Origin of the sequence: Aureimonas sp. AU4 (assembly GCF_001463765.1) — a bacterium.
GTDB lineage: Bacteria > Pseudomonadota > Alphaproteobacteria > Rhizobiales > Rhizobiaceae > Aureimonas.
The window spans coordinates 1-26875 of sequence record NZ_BBWK01000011.1 but is presented as its reverse complement, the minus strand read 5'-3'; the positions used below and the strand labels follow the sequence as shown (position 1 = coordinate 26875).

Here is a 26875-nt window from a genome sequence, read left to right as displayed (position 1 = left end):
GTCCACTCAGCCTTTGATTTTCTCCATCCACCCCAGCCCCTCATCGGTTGCTCTCCCTGGCCTGTACTCGGCGCCGAAGGGTCCTTTGTATCCGGCGTCCTGGAGGGCGGGCAGGAGCCAACGGTAGTTGACTTCCCCCTGATCCGGCTCGGCGCGCGAGGGCACGGCGGCGAACTGGACGTGGCCGACGAGGTCCTTGTGCGCGGCCAAGCGCGCGACGAGGTCGCCGCCCATGATCTGCTGGTGGTAGCAGTCGAACAGGATCCGGACCTCGGGGCGAGCGAGCCGGCGCACGAGCGCGGCCGCCTCCTCCACCGTGGCATGAAGGTAGCCGGGCGCGTCGCGCCGGTTCAGCGGCTCGACCAGAACGCCCATGCCGTTGTCGCGCGCCAGGTCCGCCGCATAGGCGAGGTTGGCCAGGAACGTCGCCTCGGCCCCCGCCTGCCCGCGCGCGGCGCCCGCCATGACGTGGACGAAGCGCGCCCCGATCCGCGCCCCGTACGCGAACGCTTGCGCGATGGCCTCGCGCGCCTCGCCCTCGCGCCCGGGCAGCGCCGCCAGCCCGTTCTCGCCCGGCCGACCGCGCCGCGTGTTGAGCGAGAGCATCGGCAGGCCGGTCTCGGCCAGGGCGTCGGCCACCGCGCCCGCGTCGGTCTCATACGGCCAGTGGCACTCCACCGCCGCAAAGCCCGCCGCCCCGGCGCGCCGGATGGCGTCCGGCAAGGCAAGCTCGCTCCACAGGAAGCCCAGATTGGCCGAGAACTCGATCATGCTCGTCTCCCTCACGCGTCCGGCCCGGGTGTTCCCGTCACGCGTCCCATTCCACGCCAAAGCGCTCCACCACGCGCGCGACCTCGCCGTCCGACAGAAGGCGCGGATGGTGGCCGCGCGTGAGCAACGCCAGGCGCGCGGTGGCCTCCAACTCCTCCATGGCGTTCACGGCCGCCTCGAGGTCGCGGCTCGCCACCACCGGCCCGTGGTTGGCGAGCAGCACCGCCGAGCGCCGGCCGCCCAAGCCCCGGATCGCCTCGCCGGTCGCCGGGTCGCCCGGCACGAAGAAGGGCAGGAGCTTGACGCGCCCGAGCAGCATCACCGCGTAAGGGGTGATGGGGGGCAGCGCGTCGTCGGGGTCGACCTCGGGCAGCGTCGACCAGGCCACCGCGTGGGCCGAGTGAAGGTGCACCACCGCTCCCGCCGTCCCGCGCGTCCGGTAGAAGGCGGCATGCAGCGGCACCTCCTTGGTGGGGGCATCGCCCGACACGAGCCGCCCGTCCGCGTCGAGCTTGGCCAGCCCCGCGGGGTCGAGGCGCCCGAGCGAGCGGCCGGTCGGGGTGACGAGCAGCCCCCCGTCCGGCAGGCGCACCGACACGTTGCCGGACGCCCCTTGCGTCAGGCCCCGGTCGAACAGCGAGGCGGCCAGCCGGCAGACCGCCTCGCGCGCGGCGTTCTCGGCGCGGGCCGCGCTGTCGACGGTCGCACTCACGGGGCGTTGCGCCCGAGCACGTCGAGGGCCTCGGCAAAGAAGCGCTCGCCCCCGAAGTTGCCGCTCTTGAGCGCCAGCCAGAGCGGCCGGTCGCGGATGGCCCTGACCGCCGGCACGCCGGGCGCGATCTCGGGGCCGATGGCGAGCGCCTCGACCCCCAGGCCCTCCACCACCGCCCCCGACGTCTCGCCGCCCGCCGTCACGAGGCGCGTGACGCCCCCCGCCACCAGCCGGCGCGCCAGCTCGGCGAAGAAGCCCTCCACCGCGCCCGCCGCATGCTCCCGCCCGAAGCGCGCCTGCGCCTGCGCCACGACCGCCGGGTCGGCCGAGGTGTAGACGAGCGGGGCGGCCGGTCCGTCCGCGTGCGCCTCGGCAAAGGCGAGCGCCTGCGCCACCGCCGCCGCCCCGTCGGCCACGATCTCGTCGGCCGAGACCTCCAGCCCCGGCGCACCGTCGGCCAGGTGGCGCTGCACCTGCGCGCGCGTCATCACCGAGCACGAGCCCGACAGGATCGCCGCCCGACCGCGCGAGCCGGTCCAGGCGCCCGTTCCCTCGACCTCGCCGCTTCCGCCCCGGGGCGCCACCAGCCCCTTGGCGCGCAACACGTCCGGCAGACCCAGCGCCAGCCCCGAGCCGCCCACCAGAAGCGGCCAGTCGGCGGCCGCCTCGCCGATCGCGTGGAGGTCCTCGTCGCGGATCGCGTCCACCACCACCAGCGGGCGGTTCGCCGCCGCCTGCGCCAGCGCGCCCCGGCGGATCGCGTCCGCGCCCGCAAACACCGTGGGCGCCGCCACGTGCCCGACGCCGAGCTGTGTCTGGTAGCCCAGCCAGCGCCGGATGTCGGGATCGCGCATGGGTGTCAGCGGATGGTCGCGCATGCCCGACTCCGACAGGAGCGCGTCGGCCACAAACAGGTGCCCCTGGTAGAGCGAGCGTCCCGCGCGCGGAAAGGCCGGGCAGACCGGAACCGGGGCGCTGGTTCCCAAACGCTGCGCCAGTGCCGCGCGCAGCGCCTCGGCCACCGGGCCGATGTTGCCGGCCTTTGTCGAGTCGAAGGTCGAGCACACCTTGAACAGGATCTGCCGGCAGCCCTGGTCGAGAAGCCAGTCCAGCGCCCGAAGCGACAGCGCCACCGCCTCGCCGGCGGGGATCGTGCGCGACTTCAGCGCCACAACCCCCGCCTCCACGTCCCCACCCGCCGCACCCGACGGCACGCCCCCGTACTGAACAACCCGCAAACCACCCCGCGCCAGCGTGTTCGCAACATCCGACGACCCCGTCACGTCGTCCCCGATGATCCCGAGATGCATCAGGCTGCCTCCCCTTGCGCGACCGCGCCGAAGAAGTGGCGATCCTGTGCCCGGCGCAGTTCCAGCATCGCGGAGCCCTCGCCAAGGTCAAGATCGCCGAGCGTCACGAAGGCACCCTTGGCAACCGCGCGGCGAAGGCGCCGGCCGGAGATGAGGTAGTAGGGCGCAGGGGCCTCGTTCCCGAGCGGCCCGGCCTCGACCAGCGCCGGCTCCAGTCCGTCGATCGTGTGGTGATGCCCGACCGCCTCCAGGAGCGACCCTGCGGGAAGCTCGCGCATCGCGCGGCCGACGAGGTCCACGACGGGCTGGGGCTCGGGCGCCACGGATCGCGCGTTGAGAACGGTGTCGAGAAGGCTGATCGGCGCCTCGAGGCCGAGGATGTGGCGTGGCAGCCAGAGCATGGCCGCCCGCCCGTCTCGGCTCACGGTGTGGCCCTTGGCGGCGAGGATCGGCCAGGTCTCGGCGTCCTCGCAGGCCACCACCACGAAGACGCCGCCGGCGAACGACACCTCGTCGGCCTCGCGCAGGCAGTTGAAGACGTCGAGTCGGCGACGCCCCGACAGGAGCCCGCCGCGCGAGGTCTCCGAGAACACGTCGGCTACCTCCGCGATGCGCGCGACCGGTACGTGGAAGCCCGGCACGTCGGGCCGCAGGCCCGTCGCGTTGGCCACCACCGCCATCTCGCAAAGGTCCGGCACGGTGCGCTGGGGCAACCTTGCGGCAGCCTCGGCGCGCCGGGCGAGCACCTCCGCGACCGGCCGATCACCCAGCGTCCAAAGCGCCTCGAAGCCCGGCACGTCGTCGCCTGCCGCCTCGTTCGCGATGCGGCCGGCCTCGGGATCGTAGACGAAGTCGTATTCGCTCGACTTTCCGGCCGCGATGATCGGCAGACCCAGCGTCTCGGCCCAGGTCACGAGGCCGATCAGGAGCGCCGGCTGGTCGCCGTCGACCGGTGTCACGAGCCGTCCCCGCTCGCGCGCGAGGTGCGCGAGCCAGGGCCCGACCACCGAGTCCGTTTCCTTGGTGACGAGCGCGACGTGCTTGTCGTGGAGGATCGCGGCGTGGGCGTGGGCGGCGCCCGCCTCCGGGTGGCCGCTCGCCTCCACCACGATGTCGACCGGAAGCTCCAGGACATCGGCAAGCCGGCCAGACGCGACCGCCTGGCCCGCCTCCCAGGCCTCGCGCGCCTCCTCGGCGCTGCGGCAGAGCGTGATCTCACCCTCCGGCCAGCCGACCGCGCGGAAGGCGTCCGCCGCACGCTCGGCCGAGACGTCGACGGCCACGCGAACGTTGAGGAGCGGCATCCGCCGCCCCTGCCCCAGGAGCGAGCGCCCGAAGGCGCCGGCCCCCACCAGTACGGCCTCGACGGGGCGGCTGCCCGGCGGGAAGCGGAGATGGCTGTTCATGCGGTGTCTCCCATGCGTGCCAGCGGAACCCCGCCCTTGAGGGGGCGATAGACGCGGCGCGCGGTCTCGAAGAAGAGGTCGTGCTGATCGCGGGCGGAGCGCGTCGAGGCGATCTCGCGGGTGCCGTCGAAGATCGTCCGGTAGGAGGCGCAGAGCCCGTCCACCGGGAAGTTCGAGCCAAACATCGCGCGCCCGCCCCCGAAGAGGTCGAGGATGGTGTCGACCACCTCGCGGTTGCGCTCCACGGTCCAGGGGTGGTCTCGCTCGCCGATGCCCGATACCTTCACCACGACGTTGTCGTGCCGGCTCAGCGCCTCCATGCCGGCGCGCCAGCCTCGCAGCGTCTCGGGCTCGCGGTCGCCCGGCACGCCCGCGTGGTTCACGATGATCAGAGTTTCGGGGAAGTCGCGGGCGAGCTCGGCGCCCTCGGCGAGGTTCCACCATGGCGTCTGGAGGTCGAAGTGGAGCTTGTAGCGGGCAAGTTCCGCATAGCCGCGCCGCCAGCGCTCATCGCTCATCAGCGTGCGCACGCCCTCGCGCGCTTCCAGGGGGGACTTGGCCCCTTCCGGCTTGTGACGCACGGAGCGGACCAGGGGAAAGCTGGCCTGCTTGGCGATCACCTCGGCCGCGTCCTCGCGGTCGAGCCAGGCCTGCGCCACGACGGCGTTCGGCAGGTCGAAGCGCTCGGCCACGCCTTGGACATAAGCCGTCTCGCCGAGCGGATCGGCGGGATCCCATTCGGCCTCCATGTAGACCGTGGCCGCCAGCGGCACGCCGGCCGCATCGGCGCGGAACTCCGGCGGGAGGTAGCGCTGCTTGATCGCCGTGTAGTCGCCGTAGCGGAACGGGATCGCCGCTTCCGGCCGCAGCCAGGGATAGGTGCCGCGTTCGGGCTCCCAGACATGGTGGTGGGCGTCGATGACGGGGCCGTCGTAGAGCCGCGCGCTCATGGAAGCACCCGCCGCTCGCGGAAGTCGATCAGGAGCGAGCCCACGAGATACACGACCGCGCAGATCGCGAAGTAGGTGAGCACGGCGTCGAAGCCGCCGGTCCACTGCACGAGGAAGCCGATCAGGATCGGCGCGGCGATGCCCGACGAGGTGCCCGCGAAGTTCATGACGCCGCCGACGACCCCGATCCGCTCGCGCGGGGCGAGCATGGCGGGGATGGTCCAGTAGAGCGAGCCGAAGAAGTGGAACATCACGAGCACCGACAGGACCACCACGGCCGTCACGGGATCGCTGACGCGCGGCAGGAGCAGAAGGCCGCCGAGCACCACGAGGCCCGACACGCCGAACAGGATCTTGAAGGCCCAGTCGCGCGGCAGCTTCCGCTGCAGCCAGTCGGCGAGCGCGCCTGAGACGATCGCGCCGAGGCCGCCCGCCATGAAAATCGCGAAGGTCGCATAGCCCATGGACTTGAGGTCGAAGCCGCGCGCCTGCGCGAGGTAATTCGGACCCCAGGTCGCGAGGCCGAAGAAGATCATGGTCCAGCCGATGCGCCCGACGATCATGGCCGCGAACGTGCGGCGCGACATGTGCCGCACGGGCTCGGCGATGGCTTCGGGCTGGGCCCGCGCGCTGATCAGCGCCCGCTCGGCGGCGTTGACGCGCGGATCCTCGTCGGGCCGCGAGCGCAGGCGCAGGTAGAGGAAGACGGCATAGGCGATCGTGACGGCGCCCACCACGAAGAAGGCGATGCGCCAGGACGAGAAGAGCGCGATGAGTTCGGCGAGCACGAGGCCGCCGATCGCCGAGCCGATCGGCGCGCCGGCGTCGATCAGGGTGATGGAGCGCGAGCGCTCGCGCTCGGGAAACCAGGCGGCGGTGAACTTCGAGGCGGACGGCATCATGGGCGCCTCGAAGAGGCCGAGCCCGAGACGCGTCAGGATCAGGCTGACGCCGCCGACCGCCAGCGAGGCGAGCGCCTGGAACAGACCCCAGAGGCCCGCGCCGAGGCTCAAGACGCGCCGCGCGCCGAAGCGGTCGACGGCCCAGCCGCCCGGCACCTGGAACAGGCAGTAGGTCCAGAAGAAGCTCGACAGGACGATGCCCTGCACGGCCGGCGAGAGCTGGAACTCCTGCCCGATCACCGGCAGGCCGACGGCGAGCGCGATACGGTCGACGCCGTTCAGCACCGAGATGCCGAACAGAAGGGCGAGGACGCGCCAGCGCTGTCCGGTTGGCGCCTCTCCAGGGGCATGCGGCGGCGTGGGGCGCGCGACCTTCGTCGGGGCGCCCGTCTGGGACAGGGTCATGGGAAAGCTCCTCCCGGCCCGCCGCCTGAAACGGCGGACCCGTTCGGGCGCGGCTCGCACGGAACCCCGCCCCTCCATCGGACGCCCCGCCCTTTCGGACCTTGGGCGCCCCCTCGAACCTCGGCGGGCACCGGGCGACGGCCCGGGCACGCCGCCGGGGCTTAAACGAACCGCTCGACGCGCTCCCAGGCGTTCGCGAGGTGCCGGCCGAGAACGGCGGCGAGGCGCGGGCCGTCGCGCGCCTCGAGCGCGGCGATCATCGCCTCGTGTTCGGCGACGGCCGCCGTCCAGTTCTCCTCGCCCTCGTGGCCGATGAAGCGGATGCGCTTGAGGCGCATCTGCAGGCGCGCCTGCATGGCCGCCAGCGTCGCGTTGTCGCTGAGCTCCACGATCGCGGTGTGGATGGCCTGGTTGAGCTTGTAGTAGCTGAGGCGGTCGCGCCGCTCGAAGCAGCGCACCATCTCGTCGTGCAGCGAGCGCACATGGGCGATGCCCTCGTCGCTCGCCGCCTCGCAGGCCAGCTCGCCCGCCAGCATCTCCAGCTGGCGGATGACGCGCAGCATGTCGCGCACGTCCTTCGGCTCGAAGCGCTTCACGGTGGCGCCGCGCGAGGGGATCAGCTCCACCAGCCCTTCGCTCGCCAGATACTTGATGGCCTCGCGCAACGGCGTGCGCGAGATGCCGAGCCGCTCGCCGAGCTGCACCTCGTGCAGCCGCGTGCCGGGCGCGAGCTCGCCCTCGATGATCATGTCGCGTAGCCGGCCGACGATCATCTCGTGCAGCGACAGGCGGCTGATCCGGTCGCCCGCGTTCGCCGTCAGGGTCTCGCTCATGGAACGCTCTCCGCTGCTTGGCGCCCTCGGCGCCCTCCCACAGGGAAGGTATCGCCGGTCGCCGCGCCGCACCACGTGGAATTTTGCATACACAACACAAAAGACTTGAGACAAGCAAAAAGATCGCCTAGTCGTCGGGGATCGCAGATCTGAGGGAGAGACGGATCATGACGATCCCGAGCACCGCGTCCGCCAAGCCTGTCATCGCCCTCGCCATGGGCGACCCGGCCGGCGTCAGCCCCGAACTCACCGCCAAGTTCCTGGATCTGCCGGAAGCGCGCGACGACGCCCGCATCGTGGTGTTCGGCGACCGACGCATCTTGGACGGCGGCGCGCGCGACGCCGGCGTCACGCTCGACATCGACACCGTGAAGACCCCGGCCGAGGCGCTTTCGCGCCCGGGCAACGTCCTTGTGGATCTCGGCAATCTCGCGCCAGAAGAGGTGGATCGCGGCGAGGCGACGCCGGCCGGCGGGCGTTTTGCGACCCACAACTTCCGCGAGGCGCTCCTGATGGCTCATCGCGGCGAGGCCGACGCCGTCACCTTCACGCCCTTCAACAAGAAGGCCATGCGCTACGCCTACGAGGGCTACGACGACGAGATCCGCTTCGTCGCCGACGTCACGGGCTTTCGCGGCAAGGTGCGCGAGTTCAACGTCCTGCCCCAGATTTGGAACGCGCGCGTCACCTCGCACGTGCCGCTGAAGGAGGTCTCGCAGCACCTCTCGGTGGACGCGATCCTGGCCGAGATGGACCTGACGCTGCGCTGCCTCGCCGAATCGGGCATCGAGAACCCGCGCATCCTCGTTGCCGGCCTCAACCCGCACGCGGGCGATGGCGGCTCCTTCGGCATGGAGGAAATCGAGATCATCGAGCCGGCGGTGGCGGAAGCCAAGCGGCGCGGCCTGAACGTCGAAGGCCCCTTCCCCTCCGACACGGTCTTCCTGCGCGCCCTGAAGGAAGGGTGGCACGCGGTCCTGACCATGTATCACGACCAGGGCCAGATCGCGATGAAGATGATGGGCTTCGACAAGGGCGTGACCATGATGGGCGGCCTGCCCTTCCCGCTCTGCACGCCGGCCCACGGCACGGCCTACGACATCGCGGGCCGCGGCATCGCCGATGTCGGCGCGACGCGCGAGGCGCTGCGCCTGGCCATCCGCATGGCCCGGCAGCGCGGGCGCTTCGCCCAGGCCGCCGAGTAAGCCACGTGGTCGCCTATCCCTGGACGGCGGAGACCTGGCCGATCGCCTCGGCCATGATTCACCGCCGCAACGCGCTCGGTGACGGGCGCACCGTGCAGGACCAGAGCGCCGAGGAATGGGCCGTGGCGCTGGGCGAAGTCCGCGCCGCCGGCTTCCATCACGTCGACCCGACCGATAGCTGGATCCGCCTCGCCGACCTCGAACCCGCGCGCCTCGACGAGTTCATGGCGGTCGCCCGCTCGCTCGGCCTCGGCGTTCCCGCGATCTCGACCGCGCGCCGCTCGGTGATCGACCCCGAACATGGCGACGCGTATCTCGCCTACGGCCATCGCCTGATCGACACGGCGGCGCGCATCGGCGCCACCGCCGTGTCCTTCGGCTTCTTCGGGCCGCTCTCGCCCGAGCAACAGCGCGCCTTGTGGTTCTGGACCGTGCCCGGCGTCGTCAACCCCGACGAGCCGGCGACCTGGGCGAAAGCCGTGGAGCGCATCCGCGAGCTCGGCAGGCACGGCGCGGAGCTCGGGATCGAGGTCGCGCTCGAGATGTACGAGGACACCTATCTCGGCACGGCGGAGAGCGCGGTGCGCTTCTGCACCGAGGTGGACCTGCCGAACGTCAAGCTCAACTGCGACATCGGCAACCTCGTGCGCCTGCATCGCCCGGTCGAGCATCCGCAGGCGATGATGGAGAAGCTGGCGCCCTTTGCCGGCTACTGGCACGCCAAGAACTACCTGCGCCTCGAGGACAGCTCCACGGGCGTGGTGATGTCCTCGCCCGCGCCCATGGAAAGCGGCGTCATCAACTATCGCGAGGCGGTTCGCCTGGCGCTCTCGCACGGCTTCCGCTCGGCCTTCCTGCTCGAGCACTACGGCGGCGACGGCCTCAGCGTCTGCGCCGCGAACCAGCGGTACCTGCGCCGCATCCTGTCCACCGCCCTGGCGACCTCGCGATGACCCGCATCTTCGACGCACCGGACCAGTTCGCCGCAACGGCCCTCGACGGCTTCTGCCGCCTCTACTCTGACCACGTGCAGCGCGTGAACGGCGGCGCGCTGCGCTCCGCCGAGACGCGCGAGCAAAAGGTCGCGCTCGTGATCGGCGGCGGTTCGGGCCACTACCCCGCCTTTCTCGGGTTTGTGGGTCCGGGCCTTGCCGACGCGTCGGTCGCGGGCGACGTCTTCGCCTCGCCCTCCACGCAGGCCGTGGCGCGTATCGGGCGGCTCGCCCATCGCGGCATGGGCGTCGTGCTCGGCTTCGGCAACTATGCCGGCGACGTCCTGAACTTCGGCGCGGCGGCCGAGCGGCTGCGGGGAGAGGGCATCGACGCGCGCATCCTCGCCGTCACCGACGATGTCGCGAGCGCGGACGCGTCCGAGCAGGAGAAGCGCCGGGGCGTCGCCGGCGACGTCGTGGTGTTCAAGATCGCGGGCGCGTCGGCCGAGCGCGGCGACGCGATCGACGAGGTCATGCGCCTCGCGGCCCACGCCAACCGGCGCACCGCCTCGTTCGGCGTCGCCTTCTCCGGCTGCACGCTGCCGGGCGCGCGCGAGCCCCTGTTCACGGTGCCCAAGGGCCGCATCGGCGTCGGTCTCGGCATCCACGGCGAGCCGGGCGTCGACGAGGTCGATGCCATGGGCGCGAGCGAGCTGGCCGCGCTGCTCGTCGACAAGCTCCTGCCCGAGGCGCCGGACGGTTGGAACCGGCGCGCCTGCGCCATCCTCAACGGCCTCGGCTCCACCAAGTACGAGGAGCTCTTCGTTCTCTGGACGCATGTCGAGGACCGTCTCAAGGCGGCCGGCGTCACGCTGGTGCGGCCCGAGGCGGGCGAGCTCGTCACCAGCCTCGACATGGCCGGCTGCTCGCTGACGCTCGGCTTTCTCGACGACGAGCTGGAGCCGCTCTGGCTCGCCCCTTGCGACACGCCCTTCCTGCGGCGCGGCGCGGCCGCTCCCTCGCGCCCCGCGGCCCTTGTCGGCAACGAGGCCGATCCCGCGCCGGCGGTCCCGCCGGCCTCCGACGCCTCGCGCCGGAGCGCCGCCTGCATCCTCGACATGCTGCGCGACACCGCCGCGCTGCTGGTGGAAGCCGAGGAGGAGCTCGGCCGCATCGACGCCTTTGCCGGCGACGGCGACCATGGCCAAGGCATGCGCCGGGGCTCGGCCGCCGCGCTCGAGGCGGCGGAAGCCACGGCCCGTCGGGGCGCGGGCGCGAGAACGCTTCTGGCGACCGCCGCAGACGCCTGGGCCGATCGCGCGGGCGGCACGTCCGGCGCGATCTGGGGCCTTCTCCTGCGCGGCTGGAGCGACAGGCTGTCGGACGATGAGGCCGTGAGCGACGCGATGGTCGCCGCCGGCGTGCGCGAAGCCGTGGACCGCGTCATGCGCCTCGGGCGTGCGCGCCCCGGCGACAAGACGCTGGTGGATGCGCTCGTGCCCTTCGCCGAGACGCTGGCCGGCGCGATCGAGGGCGGCCGGTCCCTGGCCGAGGCTTGGGAACAGGCGGCCGACGCCGCGACCCGCGCGGCCGAGGCGACCGCCCCCATGACGCCGCGCCTCGGGCGCGCCCGCCCGCTCGCCAGCCGCTCCGTCGGCCATCCCGATGCGGGCGCCGTGTCGCTCGCCATGATCGCGCAGCGCCTTGCCGGGCGCCTGCGGGCTCCGTCGCGCTAGGGGCACCCATGATTTCTGGGTTCGCTCGAGGAGGAGCGGACCCGGCGAAATTCCGATCCCCGAGCGGCGGCGCCGCCCGGTCTCAACCATCCAAGGGAGGATGACTTCATGACGAACCGACTTCTCACTGCCGGCGCCGCGCTTGTCGCCCTGATCGCCGCAGCGCCCGCCGCGCAGGCCGAATACAAGCCCAAGCGGCCCGTCGAGCTCGTGGTCTCCGGCAGCGCCGGCGGCGGCACCGACCAGTTCTCGCGCCAGATCCAGGCGGCCATCCAGAAGCACGACCTCAACCCGACCAACATCGTCGTCCTCAACAAGGGCGGCGGCTCGGGCGCCGAGGCGTTCATCTACGCCAAGGGCTATGCCGGCGACGAGAACAAGCTCATCACCGGCACCAACAACCAGTGGGTCCTGCCCATGGTCGCCAAGATGGGCTACACGGCGGCCGACCTGACCCCCGTGGCGCTGATGGCGATGGACGAGTTCATCGTCTGGGTGCAGCCCGATGCCCCCTACAAGACGATCATGGATCTGGTGGACGCCGCCAAGAAGGCGCCGGGCTCGGTCCGCTTCGGCGGCTCCCAGTCCAAGGACACCGACCAGACGCTCGTGCGCCAGATCGAGAACGCGACCGGCGCGCAGTTCACCTACGTGCCCTTCAAGTCGGGCGCAGAGGTCGCGACGCAGCTCGCCGGCAAGCACATCGACGCCAACACCGACAACCCGTCCGAGACCACCGGCCAGTGGCGCGCGGGACAGGTGCGCCCGCTCTGCGTCATGTCGCCGGACCGCCTGCCCGACACCACCAAGGTGACCGACACCATGGCCTGGAGCGACATCCCGACCTGCAAGGAGCAGGGTCTGGGCATCGAGCGCTACCAGCAGCCGCGCATCGTCTTCGCCCCCGCCAAGGTCGATCCCGAAGCGATCAGCTACTACGCCGACATGCTGAAGAAGGCGTCCGAGACGCCGGAATTCCAGAGCTACATCAAGACCACCTCGCAGACCGGCCGCTTCATGGCCGGCCAGGAGCTTCAGGACTACATGAAGCAGAACGAGGCGGCCCTGCGCACGCAGTTCGAGAAGGATGGGTGGCTGGTCGCGCAGTAAGGCGCGATCGATCCACCGCCAGGGGCGCGCGGCGCGCGCCCCTTCCGCTCCCGCCGAGGCGGGGGCGCCCCTCGTCTTCCGCCAGCTTTCCCGAAGGGTCAATGCACATGCTGACACGCCGTCACATGGAAGTGGGCACGGGTCTCGTTCTCGCCGCGCTCGGCACCGTCGCGATCGTCGGAAGCCTCGAGAACGGCATCGGCTGGCAGGAAGGAGGCCCGGCGGCCGGGTACTTCCCGTTCCGCATCGGCGTCCTGATCGTCGTGCTGGGCCTCGCCATCGCGGTCCGCTACGCGATGATCGACCGCCAGCGCCGTCCCGCCGAGACCGCCGCGAGCGATCCCTCGCACGCGACCGAGACGGTGGCCGCCTTCGACCACCGCTTCTTCGAGCCCGGCGCCCTGAACCGGATCGCGCTGATGTTCGTGCCGACCGCCGTCGCGGCGGCGCTCCTCCCCTGGCTCGGCCTCTACCTCGGCTCGGTCCTGTTTCTCGTCTTCTCCATGCGCGCGCTGGGCCAGGTGCCCATCTGGAAAGGAACGCTCATCTCGGTTGCCGTGATGGTCGCCTTCTACCTGATCTTCGAAATCTGGTTCCAGGTGCCGCTCGAGAAGGGCGTCGTCCTCCCCCTTCTCGGCCTCGAATAGAAGGAGCGCTCCCATGGCCGCAGACTTCGCGCAGCTCTTTCACGGCTTCACGATCGCCTTTTCGTTCTACCACGTCGCCATCATCGTGGTGGGCGTGCTCCTCGGCATCCTGGTGGGCGTCCTGCCGGGCCTGGGCGCGCCCAACGGCGTGACGCTGCTCCTGCCACTCACCTTCACGATGGACCCGGTCTCGGCGATCATCCTCTTGTCCTCCATGTACTGGGGGGCGCTGTTCGGCGGCTCGACCACCTCGATCCTCTTCAACATTCCGGGCGAGCCCTCGTCGGTCGCCACGACCTTCGACGGCTATCCCATGGCGCGCGCGGGGCGTGCCACGGAAGCGCTGTCGACGGCCTTCTTCTCAGCGGGCCTCGGCGCGCTCGTCGGCATCCTCGTGATCACGCTTCTCGCCGGCCAGATCGCCGAGTTCGCGCTGCGCTTCTCGTCCCCTGAGTTCTTCGCGATCTACCTCCTCGCCTTCTGCTCCTTCATCGGCCTCGGCGGCGCCGACCCGATGAAGACCGCCGTGTCGCTCCTGACCGGCCTTGCGCTCGGGACGGTCGGCATGGACACGGTCTCGGGCGAGCTGCGCCTGACCTTCGGCCTGCCCGACCTTCTGCGCGGCATCTCGTTCCTCGTGGCGGTGATCGGCCTGTTCGGCATCGGCGAGCTCCTGCTCACCGTGCAGGAGGAGCTGAAGTTCCGCGGCGTCTCCTCGCGCATCGAGCCGCGCGAGATCTGGGTCGCGATCCGGCGCCTGCCGACCTACTGGGCGACCTTCCTGCGCTCGGCCGTCATCGGCGTGTGGATGGGCATCACGCCGGGCGGGCCGACGGCGGCCTCGTTCATGAGCTACGGCATCGGCCGACGCTTCGGAAAATTCGGCCACAACTTCGGCAAGGGCGAGCCGGAGGGCGTCGTCGCGCCCGAGACCGCCGACCATTCGGCCGGCACCTCGGCGCTCCTGCCGATGCTGGCGCTCGGCGTGCCGGGTTCGGCGACCGCCGCCGTGATGATGGGCGGCCTGATGATCTGGGGCCTTCAGCCCGGCCCCCTCCTCTTCACCGAGCAGCCGGACTTCGTCTGGGGTCTCATCGCCTCCATGTACCTGTCCAACATCATCGCCGTGGTGCTGGTGCTCGCCACCGTCCCGATCTTCGCCTCGATCCTGCGCATCCCGTTCGCGATCATCGCCCCGATCATCATCGTGGTCTGCCTGATCGGCGCCTACACGGTGGCGGGATCGAGCTTCGACGTATGGCTGGCCGTTGCGTTCGGAATCGTCGGCTACGTGTTCAAGCGGCTGGACTACCCGATCGCGCCCTTCGTTCTCGCGATGGTGCTGGGCGACAAGGCGGAGGACGCCTTCCGCCAGTCCATGATCCTGTCGAACGGCTCCTTGTCGATCTTCTGGTCGAACGGGCTCGTCACGACCCTGATCGCGCTGGCGGTGCTGCTTCTCGCCTGGCCGTTGGTGTCCTCGGGCCTCGCGCTCTCGCGCCGGCTCGGAACGGCGGCGGCCCGCTGATCCAAGGTCTCGGGCGCCCTTCGCGGGCGCCCGAGGATTGTTGACGTCACCGGTCAGCTTTCTCTAATCCTTCGCCCGAAACCGGGCCCCGCCCGGCATGGGAGCGCCTGCCGGCATGGATCATCCCGCGACATCGGAGCCTACCGCGCTCTCGGCGACCACGCGCTTTCGCCTCGCCGATCCGGCCGCGCTGATCGCGCACGCCTGCCGCCTTTATGCCGAGTTCGGCCCGGTGGAAGCCTCGGGCCGTCACGGGCGCATCGAGACCGCGTTCGGTCGCACCGTCCTGGAAGCGGTGGCGCCGGACCTCATGGAGGCCCGCGCGGAGGCGAGCGACGCGGTGAACCTCGCCTACGTGAAGATGGGCCTGGCCGAGACCGTCGCGCAATTCCTGGGCGACGCCGCCCCGGCGATCCGCTGGGAGGGCGACGAGGCGGACGTGCGCGTTCCGCCCTTCTTTCGCGAGATGCGGGTGGTCTCGGCGATCTGGCTGGCGCCGCGCATGCGCCGCATCCGCCTTGAGGGCGAGGATCTCGCGCGCTTCGCCGTGAACGGCCTCCATGTCCGCCTCCTGTTTCCGCCGGAGGGGCGCGCGCCGGTCTGGCCGCACCTGCGCGAGGACGGCCGTATCCGCTGGCCGTGCGACGAGGACCGGCTGGAAACGCGCGTCTACACGATCCGCCGCATGGACGCGGCGGCCGGCTGGGTGGACGTCGACATCGTGGTCCACGAGGGCGACCGGACGCCGGGCTCCGCCTTCGCGCTCGGCGCAAGGCCCGGCGAGCGCGTCGGCATGACCGGTCCCGGCGGCGGCGAGGCACCGCTCGACCGCCCGCTCTTCCTGTTCGGCGACGAGACGGCGCTGCCCGCCATCGCGCGCATCCTGGAAATGCTGCCGCAGGGCATTCCCGCCCGCGCCGCCGTCGAGGTCGACGGGCCGGCCGACGAGCTGCCCCTTCCCGAGCGCCCCGGCATCGAGACGCGCTGGCTCCATCGCGGCGGCCGGCCGGCGGGAACCGCCGGGCTCCTGCCCGAGGCGCTGCGCGCCTGCGATCTCGAGGCGCTGGGCGAGCGGGCCTTCGTCTGGGCGGCGGGCGAGTTCGCCGATTTTCGCGCCATGCGGACCCATCTGCGCGTCCAGCGCCGCTGGCCGCGCGAGCGCCATCTCGTCGCGAGCTACTGGCGGCGGGGCTCTGCCGGCAACGAGCCTCTGCCGACCGACTGAGGCCTCCTACCGGTCCGAGTGCCCGAGCGACCGGTCCGGGTCGAGCCGGTCGCGTACGCGCCGCTTCAGCACCTTAGCCTCGGGAAAGCCCTCGTCGGCCACGCGCTCCCAGATCACCTCGCCCTCGTAGCGCACCTCGAAGACGCCGCCGGTTCCCGGCTCCAGTGCCACCTCGCCGAGATCCGTGCCGAACGTGTGGAGGAGCTCCTGCGCGAGCCAGGCGGAGCGCAGCAGCCAGCCGCATTGCGTGCAGTAGCGGATCACGACGCGGGGCGAGGACAAGGGCGGGCACACCTTCCGGGCGGGAAACGGGATTCGATCCTGAACCCGCCCGGCCGCCCTTGGCAACCGCGCCGTGCGGTTGCAACGCGGCCTCGCCCACTATAAATCATGCAAGCTTATCTTAAGCACCCTATCTTAAACGGCGCCGCCATGTCCTCGAACCGCTCCGAAACCCATGCCGCCTTCGCCGACACGCTCGCGCAGGCGGGCCGTCGCCTGCGCACGGCCTTCGACAGCCGCGTCTCGCAGCGAGGCCTGACCTTCGGACGGGCGCGGGCGCTGCGGATCCTCAGCGACGGGCGTCTTCGCACGCAGACCGAGCTCGCCGCCGAGATGGTGCTGGAAAGCGCGACGCTCGTGCGCCTGCTCGACGGCATGGTCCGTCTCGGCCTCGTGGAGCGCATCGAGGTGCCGGGCGACCGGCGCGCGCGGCATGTCGCGCTGACGCCCCACGGCGTCGCGGAGGCGAACGAAGTGTCGCGCATCGCCACCGAGCTTCGGAGCGATATCTTGGCTGATGTGCCGGAACGGGACCTCGAGGTCGCGCTCGGCGTTCTGAGAACCGTTTGCCACCGCCTCGACGAGGTCTGCCGCGATGCGCGCTGAGGATCGTTCCCTGCCGGAAGGGCCGCGCGCCGCGCTCGGCGGCCCGGCGCCCGGCGACACGCTGCCGACCGAGGGTCCGCCGCTTCCCGCGCAGCCCTGGTGGCGCGGCGCGCCCATGCCAGCGCCCGCGCCCTACGTGCGCAAGCCCCCCCTCATGGCCGCGCTCTACATCCTGGCCTCGACCGTGATCGCCCAGACGCAGGGGCTCGGGCTCAACCTCGTTTCGGCCAACCTCTACCAGATCCAGGGGCCGCTCGGCGCCACCACCAACGAGACGACCTGGCTGGTCGCCGCCTATCTCGCGCCCAATGTCAGCCTGACCCTGTTCCTGACCAAGATGCGCGCCCAGTTCGGCCTGCGCGCCTTCGCGAAGGCCGCGATCGCGCTCTTCGTGGTGGTGGCGGCGCTCCATCTCTTCGTCGCTGACATCCAGTCCGCCGTGGTGGTGCGCTTCTTCGCCGGCGTGGCGGCCAGCCCCATGTCTTCGCTCGCCTTCCTCTACATGCTGGAAAGCTTCCCGCCCGAGCGCAAGATGACGATGGGCCTGTCCTTCGCGCTCACCAACATCGCGATCGCCCCCTCGATCGCGCGCCTCGTCTCGCCCTCGCTCCTCGACATCGGCGACTGGAACGGCCTGTTCCTGCTCGAGACGGCGCTCGCCATGATCAGCTTCGGCTTCATCAACCTCCTGCCGCTCAACTCGCCGCCCAAGACGCAGGTCATCGAGCCGATGGACCTCGTCAGCTACGTCTTCATCGCGATCGGCCTCGGCTCGCTCGCGGTCGCGCTGACGCTCGGCGCCTTCTACTGGTGGCTGGAGGTGGACTGGCTCGGCTGGATGCTCGCTGTCGGCCTCGCCAGCCTCACGGTCGCCGCCGTGATCGAGCTGAACCGCACCAATCCCCTGATCGACCTGCGCTGGATCCTGTCGCCGCAGATCCTCCATTTCGCGGGCGTGCTGTTCCTGTTCCGCCTGCTTCTCTCGGAGCAGACGAGCGGGGCGAGCGGCTTCTTCCAGGTGCTCGGCCTTCGCAACGAGCAGATGACGGTTCTTTATCTCGTGATGCTCGGCTCGGGGCTCCTGGCCGGCCTCGTCTGCGCGGCGGTCATGAAGCCCGGCCGCGAGCCCGCGATCCACGCGGTCGCGCTGGCCCTGCTCGCCATCGGCTCGTTTCTCGACTCGCAGGCGACCCAGCTGACGCGGCCCGAGCAGATGTATCTCAGCCAGGGACTGATCTCGGCGGCCGGAACCTTGTTCCTGCCTCCCGCCATGTCGATCGGCTTCCTGTCCGCCATGAGCCGGGGCATGAACTACATCCTGTCCTTCCTGATCATCTTCCTCACCACGCAGTCGCTCGGCGGCGCGCTCGGCTCGGCCCTGTTCCGCACCTTCGTGACGATCCGCGAGAAGTTCCACTCCTCGCAGCTCGCCGAGAACATCGTCCTGTCGGATCCCGTGGTCGCCGCCCGCATCACCCAGCAGGGCGCGGCCTACGCCCGAACGCTGCTCGACCCGGCGCTGCGGCAGGCCGAGGGCGTCGCGCAGCTCGGCGTCATCGCGACCCGCGAGAGCAACGTCCTCGCCTATAACGACGCCTTCTTCGTGATCGGCTGCCTCTCGCTCTTCGGGCTGAGCGTCCTTCTCCTCCACGTCGCCTGGCGGGGCGTGCGCGCGCGCCTTGCCGCGCCCGCCGCCGCCGCCCCCGCCGCCTGATCCCGTCCGCTTCCCCTCATCCCGGCACACCCATGCGCAAGCTCTTCAGCTCCTTTGCCACCTTCGTCGCCCTTCTCGTCGGCTGTGCCGGCGTCGCGCTCGTGCTCTACGCCTGGCGCCTGCCGCCCTTCGCGACCAGCGTGGAGGTCACCAACGACGCCTATGTGCGCGGCCAGGTGACGATCATCGCTCCCCAGCTCGCCGGATACATCGCGGCGGTCGACGTCCAGGACTACGAGGAGGTCGCGCAGGGGCAGGTGATCGCCCAGATCGACGACCGCATCTTCCAGCAGAAGCTCGCCCAGGCGCGCGCGACGCTCGACGCGCAGCGGGCCGCCCTCGAGAACGCCGCCCAGCAGCGCCGCGCCGCCGAGGCGCGCGTCAAGGCCGCCGAGGCCGCCATCGCCAGCGCCCAGTCCGCCTCCGACACCGCGCAGGCCAACTTCGAGCGCGTCCAGCCGCTCGCCCGCCAGGGCTACGTGCCCGGCAGCGACTTCGACGTCGCCACGCGCACCCGCGACCAGGCGGCGGCCGCCCTCGACCAGGCCAAGGCCTCGGCCGAGGTCTCGCGCCAGGACCTCCAGACCGTGATCGTCCAGCGCCAGTCGCTGGAGGCGGCGGTGGAGGGCGCCGAGGCCGCCGTGAAGCTCGCCGAGATCGATCTCTCCAACACGCGGGTCGTGGCGCCCAAGGCCGGGCGCCTGGGCGAGGTCGGCGTGCGGCTCGGCCAGTACGTCCAGGCCGGCACGCAGCTCACCAGCCTCGTGCCGAACCAGGTCTGGGTGGTGGCGAACTTCAAAGAAACGCAGCTGCCCGGCATGGAGGTTGGCCAGCCCGTGTCCTTCACGGTGGACGCGCTGAAGGGGCGGCGCATGACCGGCCGGATCGAGCGCTTTGCCCCGGCCACCGGCTCGGAATTCGCCGTGCTGCGGCCCGACAACGCCACCGGCAACTTCACCAAGGTCGCCCAGCGCGTCCCGGTGCGCATCGCGATCGACGCGGGTCAGGCGGGCGTCGAGGACCTCTCGCCCGGCCTCTCGGTGGTGGTGAGCATCGACACGGCGTCGGAGGGCTCCACTACCGCGGCATCCACAGGCACGCAGCAGCCACCTGTGGACAGCGCCTCCGCAACCCCTTGATCGCACGACGGCTTCGTCCACATAGTTCGCTGATTGTTCCTGTGGGAAAGGTCGCGGCTCGTGACGACGATCAAGGAATTCGAGGAGGCCCTGCGCCAGAGCGGCAACGAGGCGGCGCTGGAGGTGCTGGGCGAGTTGCGCAAGCGCGACAAGGCCAAGCGCTCGCTGGCGCCTGCGCGCCGCGTCACCGGCCGCAAGATGACGCCCGAGCTCGCCCGCCGCATCCTGGAGCTGCATGGCGCAACGCGCATGACGCAGCAGGAGATCGCCTTCAAGCTCGGCGTCAACCAGGGCCGGGTGAACGAGGTGGTGAAGCGCGGCAAGTGGCTGACCGACGACCCGTCGGCCCCCGAGCAGGTCTCGCGCGACAAGGCGATGGAGCGCATGACGCGCCCCCCGCGGCGACGCCGTGGCCTTGCCGTCGCCCCGCCGCCCAAGCCCCGCCCCGACGGGCAGCTCTCGCTCGGCGACTTCTAGGGGAAGGTCCGGTCGCGGCTCCCTGTTTGCCGCCCGCCCGGGGCGGTTGCCACGGGCGCGGGGCGAACCCATGTCAGGGTCGACCCGACGCTTCGGCCGCCGCCGCATCCGCGCGCCGGCGCCCCTCCCGCTTCGCCCGAGCGAAAGATCCGCCGTGACCGCCCTCTTCCCGTTCCAGAACAGCTTCGCGCGCCTGCCCGCCGGCTTCTTCGAGCCGGCTCGGCCCTTCGGCGCACCGGCACCCGCGCTCCTGCGCCTCAACCGCACGCTTGCGGTGGAACTGGGACTCGACGCCGACGCCCTGGCGGCGCCCGAGGGCGTCGCGGCGCTGGCGGGCGCCAGCGTGCCCGAGGGGGCCGAGCCGCTCGCCGCCGCCTATGCCGGCCACCAGTTCGGCAACTTCGTGCCGCGCCTGGGCGACGGTCGCGCGCTGCTGCTCGGCGAGGTGGTGGATCGCTCCGGGCGCCGGCGCGACATCCAGCTGAAGGGCGCGGGGCCGACCCGCTTCTCGCGCGGGGGCGACGGCTTCGCCGCGCTCGGTCCGGTGTTGCGCGAGTACCTCGTCTCGGAGGCGATGCACGCGCTCGGCATCCCGACGACGCGCGCGCTGGCCGCGGTCCTCACCGGCGCCGAGGTCTACCGCGAGCTGCCGCTGCCGGGCGCGGTGCTGACGCGCGTCGCCGCAAGCCACATCCGCGTCGGCTCGTTCCAGTTCTTCGCCGCGCGCGGCGACCGCGAGGGGCTGACCGAGCTCCTGCGCTTTGCGATCCGCCGCCACGACCCGGAGGCGGAGCGCGCCGGAAACCCGGCGCTCGCCTTTCTCGAGGGGGTGATCGCGCGCCAGGCCGATCTCGTCGCGCGCTGGATGCTGGTCGGCTTCGTCCACGGGGTCATGAACACCGACAACATGACCGTCTCGGGCGAGACGATCGACTACGGCCCCTGCGCCTTTCTGGACCGCGCCGACCCGGAGGCCGTCTTCTCCTCGATCGACCGGATGGGCCGGTACGCCTTCCGCAACCAGCCCGGCATCGCCTTGTGGAACCTGACGCGGCTTGCCGAAGCCTTGCTGCCGCTTCTCGCCGACGAGGAGGCGAAGGCGATCGCGCTGGCGGAAGAGGCGCTGGACGGCTTCGCCGCGCGCTTCCTCGACGCCCACCTTGCCGGAATGCGCCGCAAGCTCGGCCTCCTCACCGAAGAGGAGGGCGACCGCGCGCTCGCCGACGATCTCTTGAAGGCGATGGCCGAGAACGGGGCGGACCACACGCTCCTGTTCCGCCGTCTCGCCGACGCGGTGACCGGCGAGGCCGAGCCGGCGCGCTCGCTCTTCATCGACCCGACGCGCTTCGACGCCTTCGCCGAACGCTGGCATCAGCGCCTCGCGCGCGAGCCGCAGGTCGACCCGGCCGAGCGGCGCGCGCTGATGCGCCGTGCGAGCCCCGCCGTGATCCCGCGCAACCATCGCGTTGAGGAGGCGCTGGCCGCCGCCCATCGGGGCGACATGGCGCCCTTCTCGGCGCTGGAGCGGGCACTCGCCCGCCCCTTCGACGATCCGCCCGCCGATCTCGCGCATCTCGCCGACGAACCGCCCGCCGACTGGCGCGACTACCGCACCTTCTGCGGCACCTGAGGGCGCCTGCCGCGTTGCGCTGATCCAGAGAGGGGCGTGCGCGGCATGACGGACGAGGAACTTCAGGAGCTGACGCGCGACTGCCCGACGCTCTACCACATGGCGGCACGCGGCTCCTGGCCGCTGATCCGGCGCCACGGGCTTCTCGGCACCCGCGCCCTTCTCGATCTCTTCGACGTCCGGGGCGAGCGGCGCGAGGCGATCCTCGCGCGACGGCGGCCGGAAGGGGTGCGGCTCGAGCATCCCGATCTCGGTGAGGCCACCGTGCGCGACCAGAAGCCCATGAGCGACAAGGGCCTCGAGACATGCCTCGAGGACGGCATGACGCCGGAAGCCTGGTACCGGCTTCTCAACGAGCGCGCCTTCCTGTCGCTGTCGCGCAAGCGTCTCCTGCGCCTTCTGGAGGCTCGGCCCTACCGGGGCGACGAGCACGACGTGATCGAGGTGGCGACGGCACCCCTGATCGAGGCCTATCGCGACCGCATCACGCTGGCCCCCATCAACACGGGCTTCACGGCGCGCTATCCCGCCCCGCGCGGGGCGGACACGTTCCTTTCGATCGAGGACTACCCCTATGCCCGCTGGCGCGCAAAGCGCGCCAGGGGCGAGCGCGTGGTGGAGCTCGCCGTCTCGCCGGGCGTCCCCGACATCGCCCGCTTCGTGCGCCGGGTCGTGCGCATGCGCGAGGCGGAGGAACGGGCGCTCCTGTGGACGGGCCCGGAAGGTTGACGCGTCAGCGCGCGGGCGCGCGCAGCGAGTGCGCGACCGGGCCGACGAGGTCGTCGTAGGGATCGCGCAGGGTTTCGGGGTAGCGGATCGAGACCGAGTGGATCAGGTCTCCCCGGAAGATGTAGCGCTCGTAGAAGATCCGCCCGTCCGGCCGGTAGCCCGACACCACCGCCCAGTTGCGACCGCGCTTCTGGTAGGTCACGCGGTCCACCGTGCGCCGCCACTCGACGAGGCGCGCGGGATCGTAGGCCTTTTCGTTCGGAAAGGCGTAGATCACGAGTTCCGCCCCATCCGGCGAGCGCCACACGCCGCCCTCCCCGCCCGGCGGCGCGGGGTCGGCCTGCGGAAAGGCCGCCTCGGGAAAGCTCGCCGAGGTGCCGAAGGTGGGGTTGGTGTAGGTCTTCGCCTCGGCCGGCGCGTGGCCGAGAAGAGCCATGCCGAGCGCGAGCGCCGGCGCGAGGTGGGCATGCCGCATCGTCGTGTTTCCCCGTCTGTGCCATCCCTTGCGGAAGGGTCAACGCGGCGACGGCCCGGCGGTTTCCGCGCCGGGACTCTAGATGCGCGTTCGCGTGCGCATGGCGGCGAGCAGCGTGCCCTCGTCGAGATAGTCGAGCTCGCCCCCCACCGGCACGCCGTGCGCGAGACGCGTGATGCGCACCGGCATGTCGGCCAGCTGGTCGATGATGTAGTGGGCCGTGGTCTGGCCCTCGACCGTGGCGTTCACCGCGATCACCAGTTCCTCGATGCCCCCTTCCGCCACGCGCTCCACGAGGCGGGCGACGGTCAGGTCGTCCGGCCCGATGCCGTCGAGCGGCGACAGGACGCCGCCCAGCACATGGTAGCGCGCGTTGAGCGCCTTGGCCCGCTCCAGCGCCCAGAGGTCCGACACGTCCTCCACCACGACCACCACCGCCGTGTCGCGGTTCGGGTCGGTGCAGATCGTGCAGGGGTCGCGCGTGTCGATGTTGCCGCAGTTGGAGCAGAGGCGCACCTCCTCGGCCGCCACCGTCATCGCCTCGGCGAGCGGACGCAGAAGCTGCTCGCGCCGCTTCACGAGCTGCAGCGCGGCGCGGCGCGCCGAGCGGGGCCCGAGGCCCGGCAGGCGCGCGAGCAGCTGGATCAGCCGCTCGATCTCGGGGCCCGCGATGGGCTTGGCCACGACGGAAGCTCCTAGAACGGCAGCTTCATGCCGGGAGGAAGCGGGAGGCCGGCGGTGAGGGCCTGCGTCTTCTCCCCGATCGTGGCGTCGAGGCGGCGCTTGGCCTCGGCGTGGGCGGCGACCACGAGGTCCTCCAGGATGTCGCCCTCGCCGTCCTTTAGGAGGCTCGGGCCGATCTGGACGCCCACCATCTCGCCCGTGCCCTTCAGCGTGACCTTGACGAGGCCGCCACCGGACTGGCCGGTCTCGGTCACCTCGGCGATCTCGGCCTGCAGACCCTGCATCTTCTCCTGCATGGCCTTGGCCTGCTTCATCATTCCCATGAGGTCCTTCATCGGGCGCTCCTTTCAGTCGTCTTCGTCGGGTTGGGCGTCCTGGTCGAACAGGACGGATTCCTCGCCATAGTCCCTATCAGCGGGATCGGCGTCGATGAGTTCCGGCAGGCCGTGCTCGCCGCCCTCTTCGGCGAGCGGGGGCAGCGCCTCGACATCGTCCGGCACGGCCTCCTCGGGCGCCGGCTCGCCGCGCAGGCGCACCTCCCGCACGAAGGCGCCGGGGAGCGCGGCCAGAAGCGCGGCGACATCGGGGTCGCCCTCGGCCTCGCGGATCAGTCGGGCGCGGCGCTCGGCCGCCGCCTCGTCCAGCGTCGGCGCCCCGCCCCCCTCCACCGTGTCCACCACCCAGCGGCGGCCGGTCCATTCCAGGAGCCGCTTCTGCAGGTCGGCGGCGAGCGTCGGCGGGGCGCCGGGAGCCGGCTCGAAGCGGATCACGCCCGCCTCCACATGCACCGGGCGCATGTAGCGGCGCAGCCGGGCGCGCAGGTGCGAGTCGCGCCGCTCGACGGTCAGCGCCTCCACCGCTTCCAGCGTGCGCGGAAGGTCCGCCTCGGCCAGCTGGGGCACGGAGCGCTGGCCGGGCGCGGCGCTCGGCGCGGCCTGCATACGCTCCGCCAACCCTACGGAAACCGGCGACGGGCGGGCAGCCTCGGCGCGAACGGGCTCGACACGCAGGGCCGGCGCGGGCTCGGCAGCGGGCGTCACCACCGCTGGCGTCGGCGCAGGCTTCGCCGGCACGGCCGCGGGCGCGGGCTTCGCGGCCGGCGGCGGGGCTGGGTCCTCGATCTCCGCCGCGGCGGGTCGGGGAGCGGGAGGCGCGGCGGGCACCGGCGCGGGGCGCGGCGGCTCGGGACGCGGCCCGGCCGCGGCGACGTCAAAAGGGCGGCTGGTCTCCGCCGACCTCGCGGGCTGGGGCGCGGCGGGAGCCGGAGCGGGGGCGGACACCGGTGGCAACGGCGCTGCGACGCCGCCCGGCGCCGCGCCCTGGAGAAGGCGCACGAGTTCGTCGGGGCCCGGCAGCGTCGCGGCGTAGCTGATGCGGATCAGCGCCATCTCGGTCGCCTGGCGCGGCGAGGCGGCCTCGCGCGCCTCGCCGATCGCGCGAAGCAGCATCTGCCAGACCTCCGACAGCGCCTTCACCGAAAGACGCGCGGCGAAATCGCGGCCCCGCTCCACCTCGTCCGGCGAAAGCGAGGCGTCGCCGGCCGTCTCGGGCACGAAGCGCAGCGAGGTCACGAGATGGGTGAAGTCGGCCAGGTCCTGCAGCACCACCACCGGATCGGCGCCCGCGCGGTACTGCTCGGAGAATTCGCGCAGCGCGCCCGAGCCGTCGCCGCGCATCACGAGCTCGAAGAGCTGGACGACGCGCGCGCGGTCGGCCAGGCCCAGCATGTCGCGCACGGTCTGCGTGCCGACCCGGCCCGCCCCGTGAGCGATCGCCTGGTCGGTCAGCGAGAGCGCGTCGCGCACGGAGCCTTCCGAGGCGCGCGCGAGGATGCGCAGCGCATCGTCTTCCGCCTCGATCCCCTCCTGGCCCAGCACGTTGCGCAGGTGCCCGATCATCGCGGCGGGATCGACGCGGCGCAGGTCGAAGCGCTGGCAGCGCGACAGGACGGTGATGGGAACCTTGCGGATCTCGGTGGTGGCGAACACGAACTTCACGTGCTCGGGCGGCTCCTCCAGCGTCTTCAGCAGGCCGTTGAAGGCCTGCGTCGAGAGCATGTGGACCTCGTCGATGATGTAGACCTTATAGCGCGCCGAGACCGGGCGGTAGCGCACCTGCGCGATGATCTCGCGGATGTCGTCGATGCCGGTATGGGAGGCGGCGTCCATCTCCACGACGTCGACGTGCCGCCCCTCCATGATCGCCTGGTCGTGGACGCCCGCGTCCAGCATGTCGATCGTCGGCCGGTCCACCGTGTCGGTCTGGTAGTTCAGGGCGCGCGCCAGGATGCGGGCGGTGGTGGTCTTGCCCACGCCCCGCACGCCGGTCAGCATCCAGGCCTGCGCGATGCGGTTCGCCTCGAAGGCGTTGGTCAGCGTGCGCACCATCGGCTCCTGGCCGACGAGGTCGCGGAAGGAGCGCGGGCGATACTTGCGGGCAAGGACGCGGTAGGGCGTGCCGGGCTGGGCGGCGGTGTCCGTTGGATCGGCCATCAGGTCGGAGATGAAGAGGTCCCAGGAATGGAGGCGGAGATCCGCCGACGGCAGCGGTCGGACCCTAGAGCCTTGCGGCCGGCTTGAACAGCCGCGACTCGGACACGAACGCCACGCGCCCGCCTTGCCGCCGGAGCGATCCGGCTACACAGGCTGCGTGGCGAGGATTAAGGAGGGTGGGAGGCTGGCACGATGACCCGTGCCGGATTCGTTGGGGCTGCTTCCTTCCGGACCTGACCCGGTTGGCGAGCGGCTCGTCCACCACCAACCTCCCAACTCTCATATCGGCGAGACCGCTTCCGAATGCAAGACGCTTCCCTCTCGCCCGGCTCCTTCGAGCTGGACGCAAGGCTTCAGGCCGATACGCGGCTCCTCGCCGACCTCGGGTTTTGCCGCCTCCTCCTCATGAACGACCGGCGCTGGCCCTGGACGATCCTCGTGCCGCGCCGGGCGGGGGTCGTAGAGATCACCGATTTTTCGCCGGGGGAGCGCGCGCGTCTCGTGGAGGAGGCGGCGCGCGTCGCGGACGCGCTGCGGGCCGTGTCGGGCGCGCCCAAGACGAACGTCGCGACGCTCGGCAACGCGGTGCGCCAGTTCCACCTCCACGTCGTGGCGCGGCGGGAGGGCGACCCGAACTGGCCCGGCCCCGTCTGGGGCTTCGGGCAGCGCGAGCCCTGGAACGACGACGAGGCCGAGGCGTTCGCCGCCCGCCTCCTGAAACAGCTGTCGTGAGCGGACACCCCACCATGCGCCTTGGATATAGCGGCAACCGCCTCGTGCGCGACGGCGAGAAGCGCAACCCCGAGCACGTGGAGGCGGCGGGGCGCGACGAGCGCGCGCGCGTCATGCTGCGCGACGCGGACGGCGCCTGGCACCTGCGCGACGGCGCCCCCCTGTTCGGGCTCGATGAGGCCGAAACCGGGGAGCGCGTGCTTCTCGGCCATACCGGCGAGGGCGCGCCGCGCTGGGCGGGCG

26 protein-coding genes, 1 other RNA gene and 1 pseudogene are annotated in these 26875 nt (G+C 71.7%); 15 read left to right on the top strand and 13 right to left on the bottom strand.

Going from position 1 to position 26875, the window contains the following annotated elements; genetic code table 11:
* Nucleotides 1-6 precede the first annotated feature (6 nt).
* The 7 genes from AUL35_RS04425 to AUL35_RS04395 form a co-directional block, all read right to left on the bottom strand.
* Nucleotides 7-771, bottom strand: coding sequence for a hydroxypyruvate isomerase family protein (locus AUL35_RS04425; protein WP_062012410.1), 765 nt, complete (start codon nucleotides 769-771; stop codon nucleotides 7-9).
* Between the two features lie 37 nt (nucleotides 772-808).
* Nucleotides 809-1483 carry an aldolase gene (locus AUL35_RS04420; protein WP_062012404.1) on the bottom strand — a complete coding sequence of 225 codons (675 nt, stop codon included), beginning with the start codon at nucleotides 1481-1483 and terminating at the stop codon, nucleotides 809-811.
* Nucleotides 1480-2793, bottom strand: coding sequence for a 3-oxo-tetronate kinase (otnK, locus tag AUL35_RS04415; protein WP_062012401.1), 1314 nt, complete (start codon nucleotides 2791-2793; stop codon nucleotides 1480-1482). The genes AUL35_RS04420 and otnK overlap by 4 nt, the downstream gene beginning before the upstream one ends.
* Nucleotides 2793-4199, bottom strand: coding sequence for a hypothetical protein (locus AUL35_RS04410; RefSeq protein ID WP_062012399.1), 1407 nt, complete (start codon nucleotides 4197-4199; stop codon nucleotides 2793-2795). The genes otnK and AUL35_RS04410 overlap by 1 nt, the downstream gene beginning before the upstream one ends.
* Nucleotides 4196-5149: an amidohydrolase gene (locus AUL35_RS04405; RefSeq protein WP_062012397.1), complete on the bottom strand. Its 954-nt coding sequence runs from the start codon at nucleotides 5147-5149 to the stop codon at nucleotides 4196-4198. Before AUL35_RS04405 ends, AUL35_RS04410 begins: the two co-directional genes overlap by 4 nt.
* Nucleotides 5146-6456: an MFS transporter gene (locus AUL35_RS04400; protein ID WP_062012395.1), complete on the bottom strand. Its 1311-nt coding sequence runs from the start codon at nucleotides 6454-6456 to the stop codon at nucleotides 5146-5148. The genes AUL35_RS04405 and AUL35_RS04400 overlap by 4 nt, the downstream gene beginning before the upstream one ends.
* Before the next feature lie 161 nt (nucleotides 6457-6617).
* Entirely contained in the window at nucleotides 6618-7289 is a 672-nt protein-coding gene (locus AUL35_RS04395) for a GntR family transcriptional regulator (RefSeq protein ID WP_062012393.1), read from the bottom strand.
* Nucleotides 7290-7456: 167 nt separating this feature from the next.
* Between AUL35_RS04395 and AUL35_RS04390 the strand changes: the two genes are divergently transcribed.
* The 7 genes from AUL35_RS04390 (at nucleotide 7457) to AUL35_RS04360 (ending at nucleotide 15672) form a co-directional block, all read left to right on the top strand.
* Complete coding sequence (locus AUL35_RS04390; protein ID WP_062012391.1) at nucleotides 7457-8494, top strand: 4-hydroxythreonine-4-phosphate dehydrogenase PdxA; 1038 nt, start codon at nucleotides 7457-7459, stop codon at nucleotides 8492-8494.
* A 53-nt stretch (nucleotides 8495-8547) separates the two neighbouring features.
* On the top strand, nucleotides 8548-9447 hold the full coding sequence (locus AUL35_RS04385; protein ID WP_082666102.1) for a sugar phosphate isomerase/epimerase: 900 nt from the start codon (nucleotides 8548-8550) through the stop codon (nucleotides 9445-9447).
* On the top strand, nucleotides 9444-11162 hold the full coding sequence (locus AUL35_RS04380; RefSeq protein ID WP_062012387.1) for a dihydroxyacetone kinase family protein: 1719 nt from the start codon (nucleotides 9444-9446) through the stop codon (nucleotides 11160-11162). The genes AUL35_RS04385 and AUL35_RS04380 overlap by 4 nt, the downstream gene beginning before the upstream one ends.
* 108 nt (nucleotides 11163-11270) lie before the next feature.
* Complete coding sequence (locus AUL35_RS04375) at nucleotides 11271-12272, top strand: tripartite tricarboxylate transporter substrate binding protein (RefSeq protein ID WP_062012385.1); 1002 nt, start codon at nucleotides 11271-11273, stop codon at nucleotides 12270-12272.
* Between the two features lie 107 nt (nucleotides 12273-12379).
* Complete coding sequence (locus AUL35_RS04370) at nucleotides 12380-12919, top strand: tripartite tricarboxylate transporter TctB family protein (protein ID WP_192847042.1); 540 nt, start codon at nucleotides 12380-12382, stop codon at nucleotides 12917-12919.
* A 13-nt stretch (nucleotides 12920-12932) separates the two neighbouring features.
* Nucleotides 12933-14447, top strand: a complete 1515-nt coding sequence (locus tag AUL35_RS04365; protein ID WP_062012380.1) for a tripartite tricarboxylate transporter permease — start codon at nucleotides 12933-12935, stop codon at nucleotides 14445-14447.
* 115 nt (nucleotides 14448-14562) lie between these two features.
* On the top strand, nucleotides 14563-15672 hold the full coding sequence (locus tag AUL35_RS04360; protein ID WP_062012378.1) for a siderophore-interacting protein: 1110 nt from the start codon (nucleotides 14563-14565) through the stop codon (nucleotides 15670-15672).
* A gap of 6 nt (nucleotides 15673-15678) precedes the next feature.
* Here AUL35_RS04360 and AUL35_RS04355 read toward each other — a convergent pair whose 3' ends face one another.
* Nucleotides 15679-15954 carry a SelT/SelW/SelH family protein gene (locus tag AUL35_RS04355; RefSeq protein WP_202814256.1) on the bottom strand — a complete coding sequence of 92 codons (276 nt, stop codon included), beginning with the start codon at nucleotides 15952-15954 and terminating at the stop codon, nucleotides 15679-15681.
* Between the two features lie 150 nt (nucleotides 15955-16104).
* Between AUL35_RS04355 and AUL35_RS04350 the strand changes: the two genes are divergently transcribed.
* The 6 genes from AUL35_RS04350 (at nucleotide 16105) to AUL35_RS04325 (ending at nucleotide 22249) form a co-directional block, all read left to right on the top strand.
* A complete protein-coding gene (locus tag AUL35_RS04350) occupies nucleotides 16105-16560 on the top strand; it encodes a MarR family winged helix-turn-helix transcriptional regulator (protein ID WP_062012374.1) in 456 nt (151 codons plus the stop codon).
* A 115-nt stretch (nucleotides 16561-16675) separates the two neighbouring features.
* Nucleotides 16676-18274: an MFS transporter gene (locus tag AUL35_RS04345; RefSeq protein WP_062012414.1), complete on the top strand. Its 1599-nt coding sequence runs from the start codon at nucleotides 16676-16678 to the stop codon at nucleotides 18272-18274.
* A gap of 32 nt (nucleotides 18275-18306) precedes the next feature.
* Nucleotides 18307-19413 (top strand): HlyD family secretion protein, encoded by a 1107-nt coding sequence (locus tag AUL35_RS04340; RefSeq protein ID WP_062012372.1) that lies wholly within the window; start codon nucleotides 18307-18309, stop codon nucleotides 19411-19413.
* A 60-nt stretch (nucleotides 19414-19473) separates the two neighbouring features.
* Nucleotides 19474-19890, top strand: a complete 417-nt coding sequence (locus tag AUL35_RS04335; RefSeq protein WP_062012370.1) for a hypothetical protein — start codon at nucleotides 19474-19476, stop codon at nucleotides 19888-19890.
* A 154-nt stretch (nucleotides 19891-20044) separates the two neighbouring features.
* Nucleotides 20045-21520: a YdiU family protein gene (locus AUL35_RS04330; protein ID WP_062012368.1), complete on the top strand. Its 1476-nt coding sequence runs from the start codon at nucleotides 20045-20047 to the stop codon at nucleotides 21518-21520.
* A 45-nt stretch (nucleotides 21521-21565) separates the two neighbouring features.
* A complete protein-coding gene (locus tag AUL35_RS04325) occupies nucleotides 21566-22249 on the top strand; it encodes a hypothetical protein (protein WP_062012412.1) in 684 nt (227 codons plus the stop codon).
* A 4-nt stretch (nucleotides 22250-22253) separates the two neighbouring features.
* Here the strand turns inward: AUL35_RS04325 and AUL35_RS04320 are convergent, their stop codons facing one another.
* The 5 genes from AUL35_RS04320 to ffs all read right to left on the bottom strand — a co-directional run bounded on the left by AUL35_RS04320 (nucleotide 22254) and on the right by ffs (nucleotide 26173).
* Entirely contained in the window at nucleotides 22254-22724 is a 471-nt protein-coding gene (locus tag AUL35_RS04320) for a hypothetical protein (protein ID WP_062012366.1), read from the bottom strand.
* A 78-nt stretch (nucleotides 22725-22802) separates the two neighbouring features.
* A complete protein-coding gene (recR, locus tag AUL35_RS04315; protein WP_062012363.1) occupies nucleotides 22803-23408 on the bottom strand; it encodes a recombination mediator RecR in 606 nt (201 codons plus the stop codon).
* Nucleotides 23409-23419: 11 nt separating this feature from the next.
* Nucleotides 23420-23743, bottom strand: coding sequence for a YbaB/EbfC family nucleoid-associated protein (locus AUL35_RS04310; RefSeq protein WP_062012361.1), 324 nt, complete (start codon nucleotides 23741-23743; stop codon nucleotides 23420-23422).
* Nucleotides 23744-23755: 12 nt separating this feature from the next.
* The gene (locus tag AUL35_RS04305) at nucleotides 23756-25900 is read right to left on the bottom strand and encodes a DNA polymerase III subunit gamma/tau (RefSeq protein WP_062012359.1); all 2145 of its coding nucleotides are present in this window, start codon (nucleotides 25898-25900) and stop codon (nucleotides 23756-23758) included.
* 176 nt (nucleotides 25901-26076) lie between these two features.
* Nucleotides 26077-26173: signal recognition particle sRNA small type (ffs, locus tag AUL35_RS04300), an RNA gene on the bottom strand.
* A gap of 30 nt (nucleotides 26174-26203) precedes the next feature.
* Between ffs and AUL35_RS04295 the strand changes: the two genes are divergently transcribed.
* Together AUL35_RS04295 and AUL35_RS04290 are read left to right on the top strand one after the other, a co-directional pair.
* On the top strand, nucleotides 26204-26632 hold the full coding sequence (locus AUL35_RS04295; RefSeq protein WP_062012358.1) for an HIT family protein: 429 nt from the start codon (nucleotides 26204-26206) through the stop codon (nucleotides 26630-26632).
* 14 nt (nucleotides 26633-26646) lie between these two features.
* Nucleotides 26647-26875 (top strand): annotated as a pseudogene (locus AUL35_RS04290) (NADH pyrophosphatase); the annotation flags it as partial.

Coding starts and splice junctions, on each gene's coding strand:
- AUL35_RS04425 (WP_062012410.1), bottom strand. CDS start 771: ATGATCGAGTTCTCGGCCAATCTGGGCTTCCTGTGGAGCGAGCTTGCC.
- AUL35_RS04385 (WP_082666102.1), top strand. CDS start 8,548: ATGATTCACCGCCGCAACGCGCTCGGTGACGGGCGCACCGTGCAGGAC.
- AUL35_RS04340 (WP_062012372.1), top strand. CDS start 18,307: ATGCGCAAGCTCTTCAGCTCCTTTGCCACCTTCGTCGCCCTTCTCGTC.
- AUL35_RS04390 (WP_062012391.1), top strand. CDS start 7,457: ATGACGATCCCGAGCACCGCGTCCGCCAAGCCTGTCATCGCCCTCGCC.
- AUL35_RS04375 (WP_062012385.1), top strand. CDS start 11,271: ATGACGAACCGACTTCTCACTGCCGGCGCCGCGCTTGTCGCCCTGATC.
- AUL35_RS04410 (WP_062012399.1), bottom strand. CDS start 4,199: ATGAACAGCCATCTCCGCTTCCCGCCGGGCAGCCGCCCCGTCGAGGCC.
- AUL35_RS04320 (WP_062012366.1), bottom strand. CDS start 22,724: ATGCGGCATGCCCACCTCGCGCCGGCGCTCGCGCTCGGCATGGCTCTT.
- AUL35_RS04360 (WP_062012378.1), top strand. CDS start 14,563: ATGGATCATCCCGCGACATCGGAGCCTACCGCGCTCTCGGCGACCACG.
- AUL35_RS04370 (WP_192847042.1), top strand. CDS start 12,380: ATGCTGACACGCCGTCACATGGAAGTGGGCACGGGTCTCGTTCTCGCC.
- AUL35_RS04365 (WP_062012380.1), top strand. CDS start 12,933: ATGGCCGCAGACTTCGCGCAGCTCTTTCACGGCTTCACGATCGCCTTT.
- AUL35_RS04350 (WP_062012374.1), top strand. CDS start 16,105: ATGTCCTCGAACCGCTCCGAAACCCATGCCGCCTTCGCCGACACGCTC.
- AUL35_RS04345 (WP_062012414.1), top strand. CDS start 16,676: ATGCCAGCGCCCGCGCCCTACGTGCGCAAGCCCCCCCTCATGGCCGCG.
- AUL35_RS04305 (WP_062012359.1), bottom strand. CDS start 25,900: ATGGCCGATCCAACGGACACCGCCGCCCAGCCCGGCACGCCCTACCGC.
- AUL35_RS04380 (WP_062012387.1), top strand. CDS start 9,444: ATGACCCGCATCTTCGACGCACCGGACCAGTTCGCCGCAACGGCCCTC.
- AUL35_RS04295 (WP_062012358.1), top strand. CDS start 26,204: ATGCAAGACGCTTCCCTCTCGCCCGGCTCCTTCGAGCTGGACGCAAGG.
- AUL35_RS04310 (WP_062012361.1), bottom strand. CDS start 23,743: ATGAAGGACCTCATGGGAATGATGAAGCAGGCCAAGGCCATGCAGGAG.
- AUL35_RS04400 (WP_062012395.1), bottom strand. CDS start 6,456: ATGACCCTGTCCCAGACGGGCGCCCCGACGAAGGTCGCGCGCCCCACG.
- AUL35_RS04405 (WP_062012397.1), bottom strand. CDS start 5,149: ATGAGCGCGCGGCTCTACGACGGCCCCGTCATCGACGCCCACCACCAT.
- AUL35_RS04325 (WP_062012412.1), top strand. CDS start 21,566: ATGACGGACGAGGAACTTCAGGAGCTGACGCGCGACTGCCCGACGCTC.
- AUL35_RS04395 (WP_062012393.1), bottom strand. CDS start 7,289: ATGAGCGAGACCCTGACGGCGAACGCGGGCGACCGGATCAGCCGCCTG.
- otnK (WP_062012401.1), bottom strand. CDS start 2,793: ATGCATCTCGGGATCATCGGGGACGACGTGACGGGGTCGTCGGATGTT.